Origin of the sequence: Sphingobacterium sp. JUb56 (assembly GCF_014191365.1) — a bacterium.
GTDB lineage: Bacteria > Bacteroidota > Bacteroidia > Sphingobacteriales > Sphingobacteriaceae > Sphingobacterium > Sphingobacterium anhuiense.
Genome location: NZ_JACHWL010000001.1, coordinates 1392548 through 1410690 on the forward strand (window position 1 = coordinate 1392548; position 18143 = coordinate 1410690).

General features: G+C 35.5%; 15 protein-coding genes. 10 read left to right on the plus strand and 5 right to left on the minus strand.

All coding sequences use genetic code 11. From position 1 onward, the window contains the following. Window positions 1–5 precede the first annotated feature (5 nt). The 4 genes from plsY (at window position 6) to FHR29_RS05600 (ending at window position 2655) form a co-directional block, all read left to right on the plus strand. On the plus strand, window positions 6–653 hold the full coding sequence (plsY, locus tag FHR29_RS05585; RefSeq protein ID WP_132768282.1) for a glycerol-3-phosphate 1-O-acyltransferase PlsY: 648 nt from the start codon (window positions 6–8) through the stop codon (window positions 651–653). Between the two features lie 51 nt (window positions 654–704). Further along, complete coding sequence (locus tag FHR29_RS05590; RefSeq protein ID WP_132839761.1) at window positions 705–1499, plus strand: M48 family metallopeptidase; 795 nt, start codon at window positions 705–707, stop codon at window positions 1497–1499. A 129-nt stretch (window positions 1500–1628) separates the two neighbouring features. Continuing rightward, window positions 1629–2285, plus strand: a complete 657-nt coding sequence (locus FHR29_RS05595) for a DUF937 domain-containing protein (protein WP_183912988.1) — start codon at window positions 1629–1631, stop codon at window positions 2283–2285. Window positions 2286–2349: 64 nt separating this feature from the next. Beyond that, window positions 2350–2655, plus strand: a complete 306-nt coding sequence (locus tag FHR29_RS05600) for a hypothetical protein (RefSeq protein WP_021190213.1) — start codon at window positions 2350–2352, stop codon at window positions 2653–2655. 89 nt (window positions 2656–2744) lie between these two features. Here FHR29_RS05600 and FHR29_RS05605 read toward each other — a convergent pair whose 3' ends face one another. Together FHR29_RS05605 and FHR29_RS05610 are read right to left on the minus strand one after the other, a co-directional pair. Beyond that, a complete protein-coding gene (locus FHR29_RS05605; protein WP_183912990.1) occupies window positions 2745–5783 on the minus strand; it encodes an AAA family ATPase in 3039 nt (1012 codons plus the stop codon). A gap of 5 nt (window positions 5784–5788) precedes the next feature. After that, the gene (locus tag FHR29_RS05610; RefSeq protein WP_183912992.1) at window positions 5789–7018 is read right to left on the minus strand and encodes an exonuclease SbcCD subunit D; all 1230 of its coding nucleotides are present in this window, start codon (window positions 7016–7018) and stop codon (window positions 5789–5791) included. Window positions 7019–7183: 165 nt separating this feature from the next. Between FHR29_RS05610 and FHR29_RS05615 the strand changes: the two genes are divergently transcribed. Further along, on the plus strand, window positions 7184–7864 hold the full coding sequence (locus FHR29_RS05615) for a prolyl oligopeptidase family serine peptidase (protein WP_183912994.1): 681 nt from the start codon (window positions 7184–7186) through the stop codon (window positions 7862–7864). Window positions 7865–8187: 323 nt separating this feature from the next. After that, window positions 8188–11439, plus strand: a complete 3252-nt coding sequence (locus tag FHR29_RS05620) for a TonB-dependent receptor (RefSeq protein WP_183912996.1) — start codon at window positions 8188–8190, stop codon at window positions 11437–11439. A 490-nt stretch (window positions 11440–11929) separates the two neighbouring features. Here FHR29_RS05620 and lgt read toward each other — a convergent pair whose 3' ends face one another. Continuing rightward, window positions 11930–12742: a prolipoprotein diacylglyceryl transferase gene (lgt, locus tag FHR29_RS05625; RefSeq protein WP_132839770.1), complete on the minus strand. Its 813-nt coding sequence runs from the start codon at window positions 12740–12742 to the stop codon at window positions 11930–11932. A gap of 189 nt (window positions 12743–12931) precedes the next feature. Between lgt and FHR29_RS05630 the strand changes: the two genes are divergently transcribed. The 3 genes from FHR29_RS05630 to FHR29_RS05640 all read left to right on the plus strand — a co-directional run bounded on the left by FHR29_RS05630 (window position 12932) and on the right by FHR29_RS05640 (window position 16065). After that, entirely contained in the window at window positions 12932–14047 is a 1116-nt protein-coding gene (locus FHR29_RS05630; RefSeq protein WP_183912999.1) for a M42 family metallopeptidase, read from the plus strand. Between the two features lie 37 nt (window positions 14048–14084). Beyond that, on the plus strand, window positions 14085–14414 hold the full coding sequence (locus FHR29_RS05635) for a DUF3467 domain-containing protein (protein ID WP_021188225.1): 330 nt from the start codon (window positions 14085–14087) through the stop codon (window positions 14412–14414). A 142-nt stretch (window positions 14415–14556) separates the two neighbouring features. Beyond that, a complete protein-coding gene (locus tag FHR29_RS05640; protein ID WP_132768247.1) occupies window positions 14557–16065 on the plus strand; it encodes a carbon-nitrogen hydrolase family protein in 1509 nt (502 codons plus the stop codon). Between the two features lie 61 nt (window positions 16066–16126). Here FHR29_RS05640 and FHR29_RS05645 read toward each other — a convergent pair whose 3' ends face one another. Both FHR29_RS05645 and FHR29_RS05650 read right to left on the minus strand, forming a co-directional pair. After that, on the minus strand, window positions 16127–16576 hold the full coding sequence (locus FHR29_RS05645) for a cold-shock protein (protein WP_021188224.1): 450 nt from the start codon (window positions 16574–16576) through the stop codon (window positions 16127–16129). A 214-nt stretch (window positions 16577–16790) separates the two neighbouring features. Further along, the gene (locus FHR29_RS05650; RefSeq protein ID WP_021188223.1) at window positions 16791–17357 is read right to left on the minus strand and encodes a YqgE/AlgH family protein; all 567 of its coding nucleotides are present in this window, start codon (window positions 17355–17357) and stop codon (window positions 16791–16793) included. Between the two features lie 129 nt (window positions 17358–17486). Here FHR29_RS05650 and pdxH point away from each other — a divergent pair, with 129 nt between their 5' ends. Further along, window positions 17487–18140: a pyridoxamine 5'-phosphate oxidase gene (gene pdxH / locus FHR29_RS05655; RefSeq protein ID WP_183913001.1), complete on the plus strand. Its 654-nt coding sequence runs from the start codon at window positions 17487–17489 to the stop codon at window positions 18138–18140. Window positions 18141–18143: the final 3 nt, after the last annotated feature.

Genomic DNA, 18143 nt, shown 5'->3' on the forward strand with positions numbered 1-18143 from the left:
AATTAATGATTTCTATTTATTTAGTAAGTGCAGTAGTACTAGCTTATTTATTTGGTTCAATCCCAACTGCGGTATGGTTTGGACAGGCATTTTATGGCGTTGACGTTAGAGAGTATGGAAGTGGTAATGCCGGTGCAACCAACACCTTTCGCGTTTTGGGACCAAAAGCAGGTGCTGTGGTGATGTTCGTCGATATCTTTAAAGGGTTCACGTCTACAAATCTAGCTTATTTAATAGAAGCGGGGCAAAGTACCAGTAATGTCCAATTTGTTAACTATCAATTGGCACTTGGTGTTATTGCTGTTTTAGGACATCTATTTCCTGTCTTTGCTGGCTTTAGAGGAGGCAAGGGAGTGGCAACACTCTTTGGCATGATCCTCGCAATTCATGCTCCCGCCGCATTACTTTGCGTTACGGTCTTTATTGTAATCTTGTTGACAACGCATTATGTATCATTAAGTTCAATAATGGCAGGTTTTACCTTTCCTTTTAGCATAGCCTTCTTATTTAAAACATCTATTCCTTCAGTTCTATTATATGGCATCGCGATCTGCGCATTGATATTGATTACCCATCAAAAGAATATCGAACGCCTCTTAAAGGGACACGAATCTAAAGTTTATCTTTTCAAGAATAAAAAGAAGAAAATTTAGGCATAGGAATTGCGTTGGGTACAATCTAATGCAGTGTTTAACATTTAAAATATGAAAAAGGTTTTTAAATATACAAGTATGTTCCTGATTGGAGCTACTTTAGCATCCTGCTCGACTGTGCCGATTACTGGACGTAAGCAGTTGAGTTTGGTGAGTGATAGTGAAATTCAGGAACAAGCGGCTTCTTCTTACAAACAATTTTTAAATTCCTCAAAAACAAAAGTAATTACAGGTACAAGTCAGGCAACTTTAGTTAAAAAAGTTGGTAATAAACTGGCGATAGCCGTTAATCAATACCTTACGCAGCAAGGTATTGCAAATCAATTTAATTTCAGTTGGGAGTTTAATTTGGTGCAAAGCGATGAAGTCAATGCATGGTGTATGCCCGGTGGAAAAGTAGCTATATACACAGGTATTCTTCCAGTTACGCAGAATGAAACTGGATTAGCGACAGTAATGGGACATGAAATTGCCCATGCAATAGCACGTCACTCTATGGAGCAGATGTCTCGTCAATATGCTACACAAGCAATTGGTAGTGTTATTGGGGTTGCAACTGCAGGGAGTAGTTATGCCGGGATTATCAATAACGCATACGGTATTGGCGGTCAATTAACGTCATTGAAATACTCGCGTGGGAATGAATCTGAAGCAGATCGTATGGGTTTAGTGATTATGGCAATGGCGGGCTACAATCCTGCTGAAGCTGTTAAATTTTGGGAACGCATGGCAAGTGGCGGGTCTAAAGGGAATCCTGAATTTTTAAGTACTCACCCTAGTGATGCAAGACGTATCAGTGATATTCAAAAATTGCTTCCAGAAGCTTTAAAGTATTATAAAAGATAGTTTCTATATAATTTAGAAAAAAAGAGGTTTAATAACCTCTTTTTTTGTGGCTAATCAGCTCGGGTTAATCCAATTCATTGGCTTAATTATTGTTTTGAATTTCTAAACGCAATTAAAACAGATGAAATTATGGGAATGACAGATTTAATCACAGGTGGCCTTGGTAATCAAATGGCTGCAGGATTGTCCAAAAAGCTGGGAATTGACAGCACCAAAGCAACTTGGATATTAGCAATAGCGGTTCCTTTGATCGCGGGAGCAATTAAATATAATCAAAGTAAGGACGACACCAGTCAGGCTAAAGGTTTTGCTAATGCATTAGACACAAAACATAACGGTGAAATATTGGATCATGTCGATGAGGTAATCGAACAGGGACCTACAGAAGACGGCAACAAGATCGTGCAGCACATCTTTGGCAGTAAGACTGAATATGTTGCTTCTGGATTAGCGGAGAAAAGTGGATTTAGTTCGGCTCAGGTTACAGGAGTACTGGCTACCCTGGCACCTATTGTTATGGGTTATTTGGGTAAGGAAAAAGCAAATGCCGCGCAAAATGGAACGAGTAATCCTTTAGGTGATCTGCTGGGAGGCTTTTTAGGTGGCAATACGGGTTCTGGAGGAGGATTAGGGAATATAATCGGGAATATATTCGGTGCTGATAAAAATGAACCAACAGCCACAACTACTTCAGGAGGATTGACAGACAAGATCTCCGACTTTTTTGATAAGAATAAAGATGGTAGTGCCATAGATGATATTGTTGGTATGTTTACCAAAAAATAACCAGATGATAAAAAACACTTTGCTGTTCCAATTGTTATTTTATTAAAGATCAAGATATAAGATTATGGAAGATAGAAATAAATATGACTCAGCTACTGTTGCCCTAGAGAAGTTGAAAGAAGCGGGGTATACAATAGATTATAACATTGAACTGGATTCTTTGATTGCAAATCCATCTAATTATAAGATTGATTATATTTATCGATATGAAGGAGATTCGAATCCGGATGACGAAAACACAGTTTATGGAATCACGGAGAAAAACGGTTCAAATAAAGGTGTTTTTGTCATTGGAAATTTATCCTTTGTGGAAGGTGATATAAGAGATGTGATAATAAACCTCGAAATTGCCCACAAAGAGAGCATTTAATGCTGTAAAATAGAAAGAGAGGTGTTGCCTCTCTTTCTATTTATAGAGGATCACAGCGCTTTATAAGTAATGTGTTCTTGTTCTAGCACTCAAAAGTCATTTAGAATCAGGCTTCCTAAATCTTCATCTTTCACAATTTTAACTGAAACAGGGATGCGCTCCTGTAATTCATCAACATGAGAGATAATTCCTACAATACGATTTTCTTTATGAAGGGCATTTAAAGTTTCAAAAATTAAATTGACAGATTCAGTATCTTGAGTTCCAAATCCTTCATCAATGAAAAAGAAATTCTTTTCATTCTGATTGAGACTACGCGTGCTCTCCGCTAGTGCTAGAGCCAAACATAAAGATGCCTGAAAAAATTGCCCACCCGATAATGTCCTTACAGATCGTGATTTACCACCATTTAAATGATCCATTACTTCAAAATCATTTTCACTATTGATGATTAGTTTCAGATGACCTCGAGTTAGTCTTTCAAAACGATGATTGGCGATATGACATAGGTCCTCTAAGTATTGAGTTGAAATGTAATCAACAAAACCATTTCCCTTAAAGAGATTTGATAAAATACTTAAATTCTTATTCCGAAGTGCCAATTTATCGAAAGCAATTTGCAATTCTACTTTCTCAGCGTATCGCTTTTTTGAAATTAGAATTTGATCTTTGAGAGATTGCAATTGACCTATCAGCATTTCTTTGGCTTCTTTTGCCAATTGCAGATCTTGGCTGATTTTTGTAATCTGGGAAATATCAACAGCTTGCTGATTTATTTTCTGCTCTAATTGTACCAGATTGGCCTTAACAATAGCAAAATGCTCTTCAAATCGTTTGATACGTAATTCTTCTTTTTCAAGATCATATTGCTGTTTTAATATTTCTTTTACAGCGTCAAGAGACACGAAATCATGCTGTTGCAACAGTTCTTCAAGCAGCTTCTGCTGCAATGTTATCTTAGATTGCTTATTCTTTAATTGCATTTCTAACGTATTGCTTGTTGTAGAAAGTGATGCTATAGAAATATTGAATTGATTAATTTCATTTAGCAACCTATTGTATTCCTGCTCTATATGGTCTATTGATTGAAGTGATTGTGTAATCAATATTTCAATTTCAGATATTTCAAATTGTTCGAATTCCGATAATTTTAATCGTTTAATCAGTTGTTCATGAATACTTAATCGTCCTTCAAGTGTAGATTTACTAAGAGCAATACTATTCAAACCATTACTGTATTTTTCCTTTTTAATCTTTAGATCATCTAATTCCTTTTGAATTGCTGCTAAAGTCGATTCTGTTAGTGTACAGGCCTGTTCAATGGATTCAGCCTGCAATTTCCATTGATCGAAACTTGTACGATCATTGTGCTGAAAGTTAGTCCACGTGAATTGAGTCAGGTGATGATTTAATTCTATCGTTAGCGTATTCAACTTTTCGACACTTTTATCTATATCCCTTTGCAATGTTATCAGGTTTGCATCTAGTTGGATGCATCGTTGTTGACGCTGTTGAATTTGCAGTATTGTTTCTTGCACATGAGTTTTCTCAGATTTAAGTTTAACCAATTGCTCAGAAACATCCTCTGTTTGCATAATATGTGGATGGTGCTCGGAACCACATAAAGGACAGGCTTCTCCAGCTGTCAAAGCATGAGAAAAGTTAGCTAACTGCTGTTTTACCTGAATTTTATTTTCATCCGACTGAATTCTTTCCAGTAAAATAGATGCACTCTTCTCATCTTCAGTAAGTTTCTCTCGCCAGGATGTAGGAGTGAGGCTTTCCTTTTCGAATTGAAGTATGATATCCTGATAATCCTTTCGCTTAATTTTTAAATCTGCTTCTAAATCATGTTGCGTTTTAATATATTGCTCTTGTTTTGAATACCAATCATTTATAGTCATTAATAAACTACTTGCAACACGGCTTGCTTTAAGATTGGTAATTTCTTGCTGTTTTTCCTGAACTAACGTTTGTTTATTTAAAATCTGCTGGTCAACACCTTGCAGCACAATCTGTCCATTAGCTAATCGTTCAGCTTCTTTTTTGATATCAACTTGCAGTTTTAAAATATGAACAATATTTCTCATATCCTCAACAGCAATTCTTTTATTATCGAGTTGATTAAAATCCTGCTCTACTATCTTATATGCACTATTTGCTGTTAACAGTGCTGTATGGACTGCATTTAATTGATGTTTCGTTCGAGCAAAATCTTGTGTTAGCTGGAACTCCTCTGTCTGTAGATCTGCGAGATTATCGAGCGCATGCTTAAAAATACGATCAACTTTTTGAAATAACAGAATCTGCTTCTTTAAATTTTCAATTGTACCTTGTTCGGCACTTAATTGAGCAAAAGCTTGTTTCTGTATAGCTATTTCTTTATGGAACTGTTGAACTTCAAATAATTTTTGATGTTGTTGATCTAATTGTTGATGTGTATTTGTGACTTCTTGGAGCTTCAATTGTTCATTTTCCAATTGTAAAAGCAAGTCAGCTATACTTTCCTCTGTGTAATCCTCTAAAGTTTGTACTGCGCCAGAAATATTTTGGAGTTTCAGTTCTGTTTCCTTACTTAGAGAAGCGACTTTATAAAATAGATCATAATGATCTAAATTAAAAAGTTCCTTCATCATGCCCGAGCGTTCAGCTCCTTTAAGCTCAAGAAACTCTTTAAATTGCCCCTGAGGTACAATAACTGTACGGTTGAAGTTTTTGTAAGATATGCCTAATATAGTTTCAGCATCGGTACTTTCAAGTGGTATTTTTTCATCACCTTCAAAAACATAAGCTTTTCGTACAGGTGTCGTAACTTTCTCAAACTGCTTGCTATTTCTTCGCCACGAAGCTTCAAACGCATACTTTTTGTTTTCTTTTCCAATAAAATGAAACTCAATCCGCAACTGATTGGAATTTAAGTTCATCATATTGTAGGCTCTATTGTTGCTGTTTAAGCGGTTTGTGTTTGCAAATAAGGCAAAAGTAATGGCTTCCAGAATCGTTGATTTTCCAGAACCAACTTTTCCAAAAATCCCGAAAAGACCGGCCGCTGTCAAAGCAGTAAAATCTATTTCTTGTTTTGATTGATAGGAATATAACCCTTCTATGGATAGATATAATGGCAACATAATCGTTAATTCTCCTTTTCAGTTTGAGTACCCAGAACTTCGTTAAATAGCGCTATCAATTCCTCCGATGGAGATTGGTCATTATTTCGATATCGGAAGTAATCAGAGAAATTTTCGTTAATACTTTTACTTCTTCTGGATATGGGTTCGTTTTGATAGATAGCACTACTGTTCACTTCAGGAATGATATAGATAATACCCGGGTGGCTATCTTCAATACGTTTCTTTTCACCTTGTGTTAAAGATGTTTCTGAAACAAGTGTTAGTTCAACTAAACAATCTTGATTCACTGTAAGCCAATCAATAGCATCTGTAACAGAATGAAATTTTTTTCGTATTAATTTTTTTCCAGATTGGATGTTGATCGTTTTATAGACCGCCTCTTTGTGTGGCTCCAGCGTTACAGTCACCACTTTTTTATCTTGCCCTGCTTCGGAAAAAGAATAGCAAAGTGGACTACTCGAATAGATAACTGGTGCACGATGTCCCCCCACTTCTTGGTAGCGATGCAGGTGACCTAAAGCTGTATATTGAATTTGAGGAGGAATACATTCCGTATAAACAGTATCTGCAAAACCAATACGCAAAGGTTTTTCGCCGTCTGGCTCCTCTAATACAGGACCTCCCTTTTTATTCATGTATAGATGTGAAACCAAAATATTAGCGCCTTGATCATCGCAGTATAAATCGGCCAGCGAACTCCATTTTTTACTTAAAACTTCATTGAGCCCGATCTGTTCATCTTCACCAAGATATTCTTTGAGTCGATGTTCGTTAGCAAAGGCAGTTATAATGAGACGAATTGGGAAATCATGACCTAGAAGCTTAATTTCAAGAAAACCGATATCTCCTTTAGTGATTTCAAATCCGCCCTCAACCTGATAAGGATTAAATTTCATGTTGGGTTTACCCGCGAAAATAATTCCGCAATCTCTCGCAAGGCTATCAGGAGCATCTACACGATCCGGTGAATCGTGATTCCCGGCAATGGCAATGACAGGTCTGGAACCATTTTTCGTTAAGCGTTTAAGTGTTTTATAAAGGAGTTCAATAGCTTCGACAGGTGGATTGAACGCATCGAACAGATCTCCAGCGACAATAACAAGATCAACTTGTTCTTGATCTGCTATCTGAACAATTTCATCCAGTACTTCTTTTTGTTCATCAAATCTGGAGAAATAATCCAATCGTTTACCCAAATGCCAATCGGCTGTATGTAAAATTTTTAGCGACATGTTTTACTTGTGAAAACTTAAAATTACCTCGAATTTTCTATAAAAAAGAAGTTAATTAATATTAATATCTATTTTGCTGATTCAGAATAAAATGTATTTTTGTTTCTTATGCATACGATAAACAATTCTCATAAACGTAATTTTTGGCTTTTAGGTATTATTTTCATGCTAATCTGTAGCATCTGGAATAATGAAGTATATGCCCAACTAAAGGCGATTAAAGGGGAGACGACCTATCCTTTTTTATTGAATTTACCAGAAGAAGAACAGATCGATAACCTACCAGGCTATAAACAGCCCGTTTTGATATTTCTCCACGGAAGGAGTCTGTCGGGTACAAATCTTGATCGTGTTAAACGATATGGCGTACTTTATGCGATGAATAAAGGTCAGGAGGTTCCTGGTATCGTAATCGCTCCACAGTCAAGAGGCGGATGGGATCCTGATAAAGTTATTGAGATTGTGGATTATGCTATCGAACATTATAACGCCGACCCGGATAGGGTATATATCTGCGGAATGAGTATGGGCGGATACGGCACAATGGATGTAGCAGGTAAATATCCAGATCGTATCGCAGCGGCAGTAGCTATATGTGGAGGTGGAAGTGTTAAGTATGCCGACAACCTAAGTCAGGTACCACTTTGGGTACAACATGGAAATCGTGACCGTGCTGTACCCATGTCAGAATCAAAAAAAATAGTCAATGCAATTAAGAAAGCAGATCCTGAAGCTGATGTAACGTTGACAATAATTCCAGGTGGTACACATGGGAGTGTAGAACGCCTTTTTCATCAAGATGAAATTTACGAATGGCTGTTCAAGCATACGAGGAAGGGATCCTAAACACTTAAGTTGTTTTTTTGTTTTATTTAGAGATTAATATTACAAAACAGGTAAACTTTCAAAATTATTTTGCTCCAAAATGATCCATTATGACAATCGATTGCATTGTCTTTTTTGCAATTATTGAATGCATCAATTATAATAATTATAAAAACGAATGTTAAATTTTGTTAAAATTCTCAATTTATCAATCATTACTTATTTAAATAGAAAAGCATCTAATTGAAGACTCTTGTTATGAGTAGGTTAAGTTTTTGTTAAGTGCTTTCAATGTTAAATTCTCTTTATACTTTTGAGGCATATTTATAATAAAAATTTTCTTTATGAAAAGACCTTTACTCTTTTTTGCACTTGTATTAGCAAGTTATGGCACTATTCACGCTCAAGTAACAACAAGTAGCATGACTGGTTTAGTAACACAATCTGGTGGTCAAATTACTTCTGGAGCCACCATTAAAGCAGTCCATGTACCATCAGGAACAGCGTACACAGGATCTTCAAATTCTGCCGGTCGTTTTAATCTTCCTGCAATGCGTGTAGGAGGTCCTTATAAGGTAGAAATTACCTATGTAGGACAACAACCGATCGTTTATAATGATGTTTATATTCAATTGGGACAACCGTACATTATTAACGGTAAATTTGGTTCAGGCGAAACTATGCTTGATGAAGTAGCTGTTACAAGGACTAAAGGATCAAAAAATTTAAAAACTGGCGCTGAAACGTCTATCTCTAGAAAACAGTTAGAAAATTTACCTACGGTTTCACGCTCAATTGAAGATTTTACAAGATTGACACCACAAGCTGATGTAAAAGGACAATCGGTATCCATCGGTGGTATGAATAATAGGTTCAATCAGTTCACTATCGATGGAGCAGTTACGAATGATGTTTTTGGACTTAACTCAAATGGATTAAACGGAGGTGGTAGTGGAACCAGTCCGATCTCATTAGATGCCATTGAACAGATGTCTGTTCAGGTGGCACCATTTGATGTCCGCTCAAGTGGATTTGCAGGGGGAGGGATTTCAGCGGTTACCAAGTCTGGAACCAATCAATTTCAAGGTTCAGTTTACCATTATTTTAGAAATCAAAGCTTAACAGGGAAGACTCCAAATGCTTTGCTAAAAGATAATGAAAAGGGGACAAGATTAGCTGATTTTTCTGAGAAAACTTATGGAGTACGTCTTGGAGGACCAATAGTTAAAGACAAATTATTCTTCTTTGTGAACTATGAGCATACAAAAAGCAAAACTCCAGAAAATTTTCAAGTTGGTTCAACCGGATCGAATTTACTAGAAGCCGATGCGCAACGTATTTATGATATTGCTCGGAATAAATATGGTTATGATGCAGGTTCTTTTACAGACCTAGTAGATGAAAATAAGTCCAATAAAATTATGACGCGTTTGGACTGGAATATTGACGAAAAAAACAAACTTTCATTAAGATACAATTACGTAGACGGTACAGATGTTGGCAATACTCGTACAGCTACATCACTGACATTTGGTAATGGTGCCATATTAAAAGATTTTAAATCTAATGCGCTCACCTTGGAATTTAGTAGCCGTATCAGTAATTCATTTGCTAATAGCTTTATTGCAGGTTATTCACGAGTTCGAGATGCGAGAAGTTATAAAAATCCCTTATTTCCGAATGTTCGTATAAATGTTCCAAGACAAATTGAGGTAAATGGAGAACCAACTACGGTAACAGGTAACTATTATTTGGGAACAGATCCATTTAGTAATATCAATCAATTGGACCAGGATGTATATACATTATCTAATAATTTAACGTGGTATAAAGGTCTTCATACATTGACATTTGGTACACAAAATGAATTCTACAAGATGTATAATGCTTATACAGGAAATTCGAATGGAGCATTTGTTTTCAGTGATTCTAAAGTAGGAGATGTAAATCCTGCAACAGGAAAACCCTATACTGCAATTGAGAATTTTGAACGTGGCATGGCCAATAGCATGCAATTCAGCTATAGTAATACTGATGATCCTCGTCAGGGTGCCAAATTCAATGCAGTTCAATTGGGATTCTATGTTCAAGATGAATTTCAAATGCAGGATAATTTAAAAATTACTGCAGGTGTACGTGTAGATATTCCAATTTATTTGGATAAACCATTGGAAAATACCGATTTTAACAACTCTATCCTAGCTAAGCAGTACGATGTTCAAACCAACCGTATGCCACGTCCTGCCTTTATGTTTTCTCCTAGAATAGGTTTTAACTGGGATGTGAATAGAGATCGCTCTACCATAGTACGTGGGGGAATGGGAATATTTACTTCTCGCGTTCCATTTGTATGGGCAGCAGGCGCCTTTACGCAAAGTGGAGCATTACTAGGTGGTAATAATCTTGGTAACGGTACCGATGCTAATGTTCCGTTTATTAGCGATGTTAATAAATTGCCTAAATATCAAGGAACTGTTACTCCATCCGGAAATATTACGGTACTTGACCGTAATTTAAAATTACCGCAAATTGCCCGCTTTTCAGGAGGAATAGATCAAGTGCTACCATATGGCATCAAAGCAACATTAGAATTGATTTATTCGAAGAATTTAAGTGCATTCAATTTTAGAGATATAAATTTAGAGAGACCAATTGGAACATTAGAAGGAGCGGATAACCGTCTTGTGTATGATGCCAATAACAATAACCGTCGTGTATTAGATAACTACAGTGAAGTTATCTATGTAAATAATGTCAATAAGGGCTATTCTTGGTCTACTACTGCGTCATTATCAAAAAGTTTCTTGTTTGGCTTAGATGCATCAGTAGCATATACCTATACAGCAGCCAAGGATCTAATTTCCGGCACTTCCTCTCAGAATCAATCAAATTGGTACCGGGTTGCTTCAGTAAATGGTTCAAATAATGTGACTCTTGCACACAATCCATTCAGTACGGGAAGTCGTGTAATTGGATTTTTATCATTCTCGAAAGAGTACCTTAAACATCTTGGGACATCAGTTTCTTTAGTTTATACAGGACAGTCAGGGGCTAGATTCTCTTATCTAGCTGGTGGAAACTTAACGGGGTATGCATCTTCACCTAGTAATCAGTTTAACTTAATGTACATTCCGAAAGATCAATCAGAGATTACATTTGTCCAAAATAAAGAACAAACCCCACAGCAACAATGGGATGCGCTCAATAGCTTTATTGAATCAAATGATTATTTAAAATCCAGAAGAGGTCAATATGCGGAAAGAAATGCAGCTAGAACACCTTTCTCTCATAAATTTGATTTAAAGATTGTTCAAGATTTATTTACCAATATTGGTAGTACAAAAAATAAATTACAACTTTCGGTTGATATCATGAATGTTGGAAACCTATTAAATAATGATTGGGGTAAACAGTATAATGGTTCCGGAGGATTCTTTGACAATAGTTTTATACCAGTTACATTCGCTGGATATGAGGGGACCACTAAGAAACCTACGTATAGATTAGCGAACGTTAATGGTAATGTACCTTATTATGTTCAAGATCTTTCTTCTAGATGGTCTGCTCAAGTTGGTATTCGTTATATCTTTAACTAATATAGGATCAAATTCTAAATAGGTTGAACTATATTTAACCATAAAAACCTTATCTGTTTACTTAGATAAGGTTTTTTTTAGAATTGTAACAATACTATTAAAACAGGATGATTTCATTCTAGCCGATTTTTTTGTTTGCTTTTCACTGTAAATTACAGCACCTGTTATTATCAAATTAAAGTCTCCTTTTGGTTTTATTAAAATATTTAAATCAGTATTGACATATTTTAGCCAGAAAATAGAGGGGATAGATCGTGTTTTACCTCGATGATGTCTCTAAAATGTAACAAGCATTTGTCAACGCATATAGTAGTAGAACAGTTTAATGCATTAGTACTATCAAACGATGGCTATAGTATATATTAGACACGTTGAATTTTAGAAAAGAAGCAATCACAAAAGGTATACCTTCCACATAAAAAAAGCTCAGCACATCCTATGCTAAGCTTTTTTTATATCAATCTTAAAGATCCTCTAATTAACGTTTTACTTATTTAGGCTTTCTAAACATAAAATAAAGTCCACCTAATATAAAAGGAATACTTAGGAGCTGTCCCATATTTAAAGCCATTCCTTGTTCAAATGCTTCCTGGTCAATTTTGAAACTTTCGAGGTAAAGTCGAGCAGAAAAAAGTAAGACAAAAAAGAGTCCCATTAATGCTCCGGGTTTTTGCAACTTTTTATTTTTGAATAAGTAAACAATAATAAAGAAGATGATGATATAGGCAATAGCTTCATAAAGTTGTCCTGGGTGACGAGGCACTTGATCTACATGATCAAAAACAATCGCCCATGGTTTATCGGTAGGTGTACCAATAATCTCCGAATTGAAAAAGTTACCTAAACGGATGAAGGCTCCTGCAATTGGTACAACCACTACAAGGCGGTCTGCCAGCCAAAGAAAGTTTGTTTTCGTTTTTCTGCAGAATAAGTATAATGCGACCAATATACCTATCGCGCCACCATGACTAGCTAAACCTGCAAATCCAGTCATTTGAAATTGACCATTTACAAATTTAAATGGTAATACCATTTCCCATAAATGATCTTTATAATAATCAAATTCATAAAATAGACAATGTCCTAATCTAGCGCCAATTAAAGTTCCTAGAAAGATATAAATGCTCAATTGATCCAATAATTCTTGACTCTTATTTTCATTTCTGAATATTTTAAGCATGATCATATACGATACCGCAAATGCCGCTAACCAGCATAAAGCATAGTAACGAAGACCAAAAGTGCCAATTTTAAATATTTCAGGATCTAAATTCCAATGTATGACGCTGAATAAATTCTCCATATTGTCTATTAATTTTTTTACAAGCGTAAATATAATGTTTAAAATCATTTTCAGCTCATGATTGCATCGGAATAAAGCTAAAAAAGCAAGAAAAGTGCCCAATATGGGCACAGATGAAATAAATTCAATTTTTACTTTTGTGGTTACTATAATTTTTCATAATTTGACATCGGAAATAAAATTAGGAGCATGGCAGACAAGAAGAAGAAAGAAAATAAACATATTTCAATAGTAACAAAGGACTCGATTTCTTTTTTTGAAAAATATATTAATAATCCGTCACCAACTGGATTTGAATGGGAGGGACAGCGCTTATGGTTAGATTATTTAAAGCCGTATGTAGACGAAACATTCACGGATAACTATGGTACTGCTGTAGGAGTTATCAACCCAGAAGCTGACTATAAAGTTGTTATAGAAGCACATGCTGATGAGATCTCCTGGTTCGTTAACTATATCACGAAGGACGGTTTAATTTATGTGATTCGCAATGGTGGTTCCGACCACCAGATCGCACCATCTAAAAAAGTAAATATTCATACTGATAAAGGTATTGTAAAGGCGGTATTCGGTTGGCCAGCAATACATACACGTTCAGGAGAGAAAGAAGAAGCACCTACATTAAAAAATATCTTTTTAGATTGTGGTTGTATTTCCAAGGACGAAGTAGAAGCTTTGGGTATTCATGTAGGTTGTGTTATTACTTATGAAGATGAGTTCAGCATCCTTAATGACCGCTATTATGTAGGTCGTGCTATGGACAACCGTGCTGGTGGCTTTATGATAGCTGAAGTAGCGCGTTTACTCAAAGAAAATAAAAAGAAATTACCATTTGGTTTATATATCGTAAACTCTGTTCAAGAGGAAATCGGTCTACGTGGAGCTGAAATGATTGCACAGCGTATCAAACCTAATGTTGCGATCGTTACAGATGTGACGCATGATACTCAGACTCCTATGATTAACAAGATTACGCAGGGTGATTTATCATCTGGAGGAGGACCTGTATTATCTTATGCTCCGGCAGTTCAGATTAATTTAAACAAATTATTGGTTCAGGTAGCAGAAAAAAATGCAATTCCTTTCCAACGTCAAGCATCATCACGTTCTACAGGTACCGATACTGATGCATTTGCATACAGTAATGGAGGTGTGCCATCTGCATTGATTTCATTACCTTTACGCTACATGCATACTACTGTAGAGATGGTACACAAAGAAGATGTCGACAATGTCATCCGCCTGATCTATGAAACATTATTGAATATTGAAACAGGACAGGACTTTAGGACTTTTAGCAAATAATAAGAATAACATATATTAAATACTTATAATAAATTTTATGGAAAATAATCAAAATCAAAACGAATTGAGTATCGAGTTGACAGAAGAAGTAGCAGAAGGAATCTACTCAAATCTAGCGATCATTACACATTCAAACACAGAGTTTGTGATTGACTTCGTACGTGTAATGCCAGGTGTGCCGAAAGCTAAAGTGAAATCTAGAATCGTTTTGACACCAGAACATGCTAAACGTTTGTTAGGTGCATTACAAGATAATGTTATTCGCTTTGACGCTATTGCTGCTGGAAACCAAACTGCTGATGCAGAAGTAATCGGTGGTGATCCAACTGTTGCGTTCCCATTTGGTGGAACAACTGGTCAAGCGTAATTTTTCGCATTGTAAAATGCAATAAATAAGCTTCTACAAAAGAGCTAAAGCCGTAGGTTTTAGCTCTTTTTCTTTTATATCACATAAACGATGCTTTTAGGCTTGAATTTTGTTTAAATTTAGATAACTAAAATTATATTATATGGATATTCAAGTCAGGAACTTGACGAAGAAAGATTATGTTGATTTGAGAAGGTCAATGACCGAAGCTTACCAAGGAGTAGGAGATGTCTGGACAAGAGAAAATATTGTCGATTTAATCGATATGTTTCCTGAAGGACAATTATGTGTAGAAATCGACGGTCATGTCGTAGCTTGCGCACTTTCCATCATTTTGAACTCAAAAAAAAGTAATATATACGATAGTTACTATGAAATTATTGATGACGGAAAATTTTCAAAACATACCAGCGACGGCGATACACTCTATGGTATAGAAGTCTTTGTACATCCAGATCATCGCGCACTGAGGTTAGGAAGGCGCTTATATGATGCACGTAAAGAACTGTGTGAACAGATGAATTTAAAATCTATCGTAGCAGGAGGAAGGATTCCCAATTATCACAATTATTCAGATAAAATGAGTCCAAGGACATATATTGAAAAAGTAAAACGTAAAGAAATTTTCGATCCAACATTAACCTTTCAATTGTCCAATGATTTTCATGTCAAAAAGATATTGAAGCATTACCTTCCTGAAGATTCAGAATCGATGGAGTTTGCAACCTTATTGGAGTGGAATAATATCTATTACGAATCAGAAACACGCTCTATTTCCACAACCAAACAAACTATTCGATTAGGTTTAGTACAGTGGCAAATGCGTTTATTTGATAATATTGATGCCTTTTTTGATCAAATTGAATTCTTTGTTGATACCGTGAGCGATTATGGAACAGATTTTATTATGTTTCCAGAATTTTTCAATTCACCGTTAATGAGTCCGTATAATGAATTGCCCGAAAGGTTGGCAATGGAGAAACTAGCAGAGAAGACATCAGAAATTATTGATAAAATCCAACAATTTGCTGTTTCCTATAATGTCAATATCATTGCTGGCTCGATGCCCATTATGGAAAACAAGAAACTATATAATATATCTTACCTCTGTCATCGTAACGGTAAACTGGATTCATTTAAAAAAATTCACATTACTCCCAATGAAAGTAAATATTATGGGATGACCGGAGGTAATGAAGTGAAAGTATTTGATACAGATTGCGGGAAAGTAGGTTTGCTGATTTGTTATGATGTTGAGTTTCCAGAATTGAGCCGTATTCTAGCCGATCAAGGAATGCAGATCTTATTTGTCCCCTTTATGACAGACACACAGAATGGCTATATCCGTGTTAGAACCTGTGCACAGGCTCGCGCAATTGAGAATGAATGTTATGTGGCTATTGCCGGATCTGTAGGAAATTTACCTCGGGTCAATAATATGGATATCCAATATTCACAATCGGCCGTATTTACACCTTCGGATTTTGCCTTTCCAAATAATGCGATAAAAGCAGAGGCTACACCAAACACCGAGATGGTGCTAATTGCAGATGTCGATTTATATGCACTTCGTGACCTGCATGAATATGGAACCGTCAAGGTGATGAAGGATCGACGAAAGGATCTTTATGAAGTAAAATTGTTAAAATAACGATATTAAAAAAGGGATTTAATGAATTAAATCCCTTTTTTAATATCGTTAACCTTGAATGTTATTTTTGCAATTTAACATTTACGGCATTCATACCTTTCAATCCTTTTTCAGTTTCAAAAGTTACTTTGTCGTTTTCTTTAACAGCATCAATCAGACCATTAACGTGGAAAAATATTTTATCCTGAGTCTTGAGATCACGAATGAAACCAAAACCTTTGTCTGTATTGTAAAAATTCACAATACCAGATTTGATTAAATCCTCAGGGTTTGCTTCATATTTAGCAGTTGATATCGCGATATCTTCTACGTTAATTTTTGTTTTTTTTGTTGGATCAGGAGGAGTAGAAGTTATATTTCCATATTCATCGACATAAACAAACATTTCTTCTAAACTTTTACCTTTATCGGTATTGTTTTTTCGTTCTTCTTTCTTTTGTTCCTTATCTTGTTTCTTTTTTAACTTTTTCTTCTCTTTTTCTTTTTTGCTAAAACTTTCTGAACTACTCATTTATTTATTTAAAATTAATATTAAACCATATTAAACTACTCAATTTATAGCAGTTTAAGTAAACAAAAGTCAGCGCATTAAATAAATTCAAAGGTGAAAGCCATATCTCGAATTAAGATAAAATTGATATGTTTTAAAACGTAAGGACTCTGCTTAATGACACAAATATACTAAAAAATAGTGAATATTATATATTATTCATAAAAATTACAATTTAATTTAGACTAGGAGACTGCGGAAAATTAACCACATGAGCATACTTGGGTCCCAGACTCATAACAGATTGTTTCCAAAGTAGTTCTGTATCTTTTTCAAACACCAATCCCGTTGAAAACTTGTTCTGTACAGCCCAGCTATTTTCCTTAATTTCTTTATCTAACTGCTCTGGTTGCCAGCCCGAATACCCTAAGAAAAACTTGACTTCATCTTCTTTTATCTTATGATCATTAATAAGTGAAAATAGCAATTCTGGATCTCCGCCGAAATAGATATTTTCACGAATTTCGTCACCACTTAACAATAAGTCAAATCTTGAGTGGATAAAGAATACCTCATTTTGTGCTACAGGTCCACCAATATGTAGTGGAAATGTGCAATTCGCTATTTTTTCAACCAAATCACCGATACAGCCCACAACCTTATGATTTAGAATAAATCCTAAAGTACCTTCTTTTTCATTATGATTACACAATAAAATCACAGATCTTTCGAAGTGCGGGTCGAGCATAAAAGGTTCAGATATTAATAAACAGCCAGCCTTTGGGTCAAGTTCGTTAAACATTGCGATACATATTAGACTTATTATACAATAAAATTAATGCCAAAGTCATTTTGCAGATTAATTTATACTAGATTAGTCGATAAAAATAAGTGAATTTAGTATGTTTGTGACATACAAAAAATCAAAGTCATGGCAATCGAACATAAAGATATTGCCGCTATTCGACAAGATTATGCATTAGGTAATCTGTGTGAAAGCGAAGTAAGCAATGATCCTTTAGTGCAATTTGAAAGATGGTTTAACGAAGCTGTTCATAGTGAGGTTCTTGAACCCAATGCAATGGTCTTATCAACCGTAGGAGAGTTTTCCCTACCTTCTTCCAGAATTGTTTTGCTTAAAGATCTTAAAGAGAACGGTTTTAGTTTTTTTACAAATTTTAATAGCCGTAAAGGAACAGAAATGGATGCTAATCCTCATGTTGCCGTACTATTTTTCTGGCCAGAATTGCAACGTCAGGTACGTATTGAGGGATTGATAGAAAAATTACCAGTAGAAGACTCTGATGAATATTTTCAGTCAAGACCAAAAGGAAGCCGTATTGGCGCTATTGCTTCACCTCAAAGTGATACCATTCCAAACCGTAATTTTTTAGAAGAAAGAGTGGCAGGTCTAACAGAAGAATTTAAAGACCAGGAGCAAGTACCTCGTCCCGAATTTTGGGGAGGATACTTAATTAAACCACTATATATGGAGTTCTGGCAAGGGCGTTCAAGCCGCCTGCATGATCGGATTGCTTTTCAGAAAGTTTCAGATTCATGGAAAATAACCCGTTTAGCACCATAGTAT

What these genes read in the sequence shown, in the direction of transcription:
- FHR29_RS05650 (WP_021188223.1), bottom strand. Translation starts at nt 17,357, where the DNA reads ATGTTTAACGAACTTGACCCAAAGGCTGGCTGTTTATTAATATCTGAA.
- FHR29_RS05590 (WP_132839761.1), top strand. Translation starts at nt 705, where the DNA reads ATGAAAAAGGTTTTTAAATATACAAGTATGTTCCTGATTGGAGCTACT.
- FHR29_RS05630 (WP_183912999.1), top strand. Translation starts at nt 12,932, where the DNA reads ATGGCAGACAAGAAGAAGAAAGAAAATAAACATATTTCAATAGTAACA.
- FHR29_RS05610 (WP_183912992.1), bottom strand. Translation starts at nt 7,018, where the DNA reads ATGTCGCTAAAAATTTTACATACAGCCGATTGGCATTTGGGTAAACGA.
- FHR29_RS05600 (WP_021190213.1), top strand. Translation starts at nt 2,350, where the DNA reads ATGGAAGATAGAAATAAATATGACTCAGCTACTGTTGCCCTAGAGAAG.
- FHR29_RS05595 (WP_183912988.1), top strand. Translation starts at nt 1,629, where the DNA reads ATGGGAATGACAGATTTAATCACAGGTGGCCTTGGTAATCAAATGGCT.
- FHR29_RS05615 (WP_183912994.1), top strand. Translation starts at nt 7,184, where the DNA reads ATGCTAATCTGTAGCATCTGGAATAATGAAGTATATGCCCAACTAAAG.
- FHR29_RS05640 (WP_132768247.1), top strand. Translation starts at nt 14,557, where the DNA reads ATGGATATTCAAGTCAGGAACTTGACGAAGAAAGATTATGTTGATTTG.
- plsY (WP_132768282.1), top strand. Translation starts at nt 6, where the DNA reads ATGATTTCTATTTATTTAGTAAGTGCAGTAGTACTAGCTTATTTATTT.
- FHR29_RS05620 (WP_183912996.1), top strand. Translation starts at nt 8,188, where the DNA reads ATGAAAAGACCTTTACTCTTTTTTGCACTTGTATTAGCAAGTTATGGC.
- FHR29_RS05635 (WP_021188225.1), top strand. Translation starts at nt 14,085, where the DNA reads ATGGAAAATAATCAAAATCAAAACGAATTGAGTATCGAGTTGACAGAA.
- pdxH (WP_183913001.1), top strand. Translation starts at nt 17,487, where the DNA reads ATGGCAATCGAACATAAAGATATTGCCGCTATTCGACAAGATTATGCA.
- FHR29_RS05645 (WP_021188224.1), bottom strand. Translation starts at nt 16,576, where the DNA reads ATGAGTAGTTCAGAAAGTTTTAGCAAAAAAGAAAAAGAGAAGAAAAAG.
- FHR29_RS05605 (WP_183912990.1), bottom strand. Translation starts at nt 5,783, where the DNA reads ATGTTGCCATTATATCTATCCATAGAAGGGTTATATTCCTATCAATCA.
- lgt (WP_132839770.1), bottom strand. Translation starts at nt 12,742, where the DNA reads ATGGAGAATTTATTCAGCGTCATACATTGGAATTTAGATCCTGAAATA.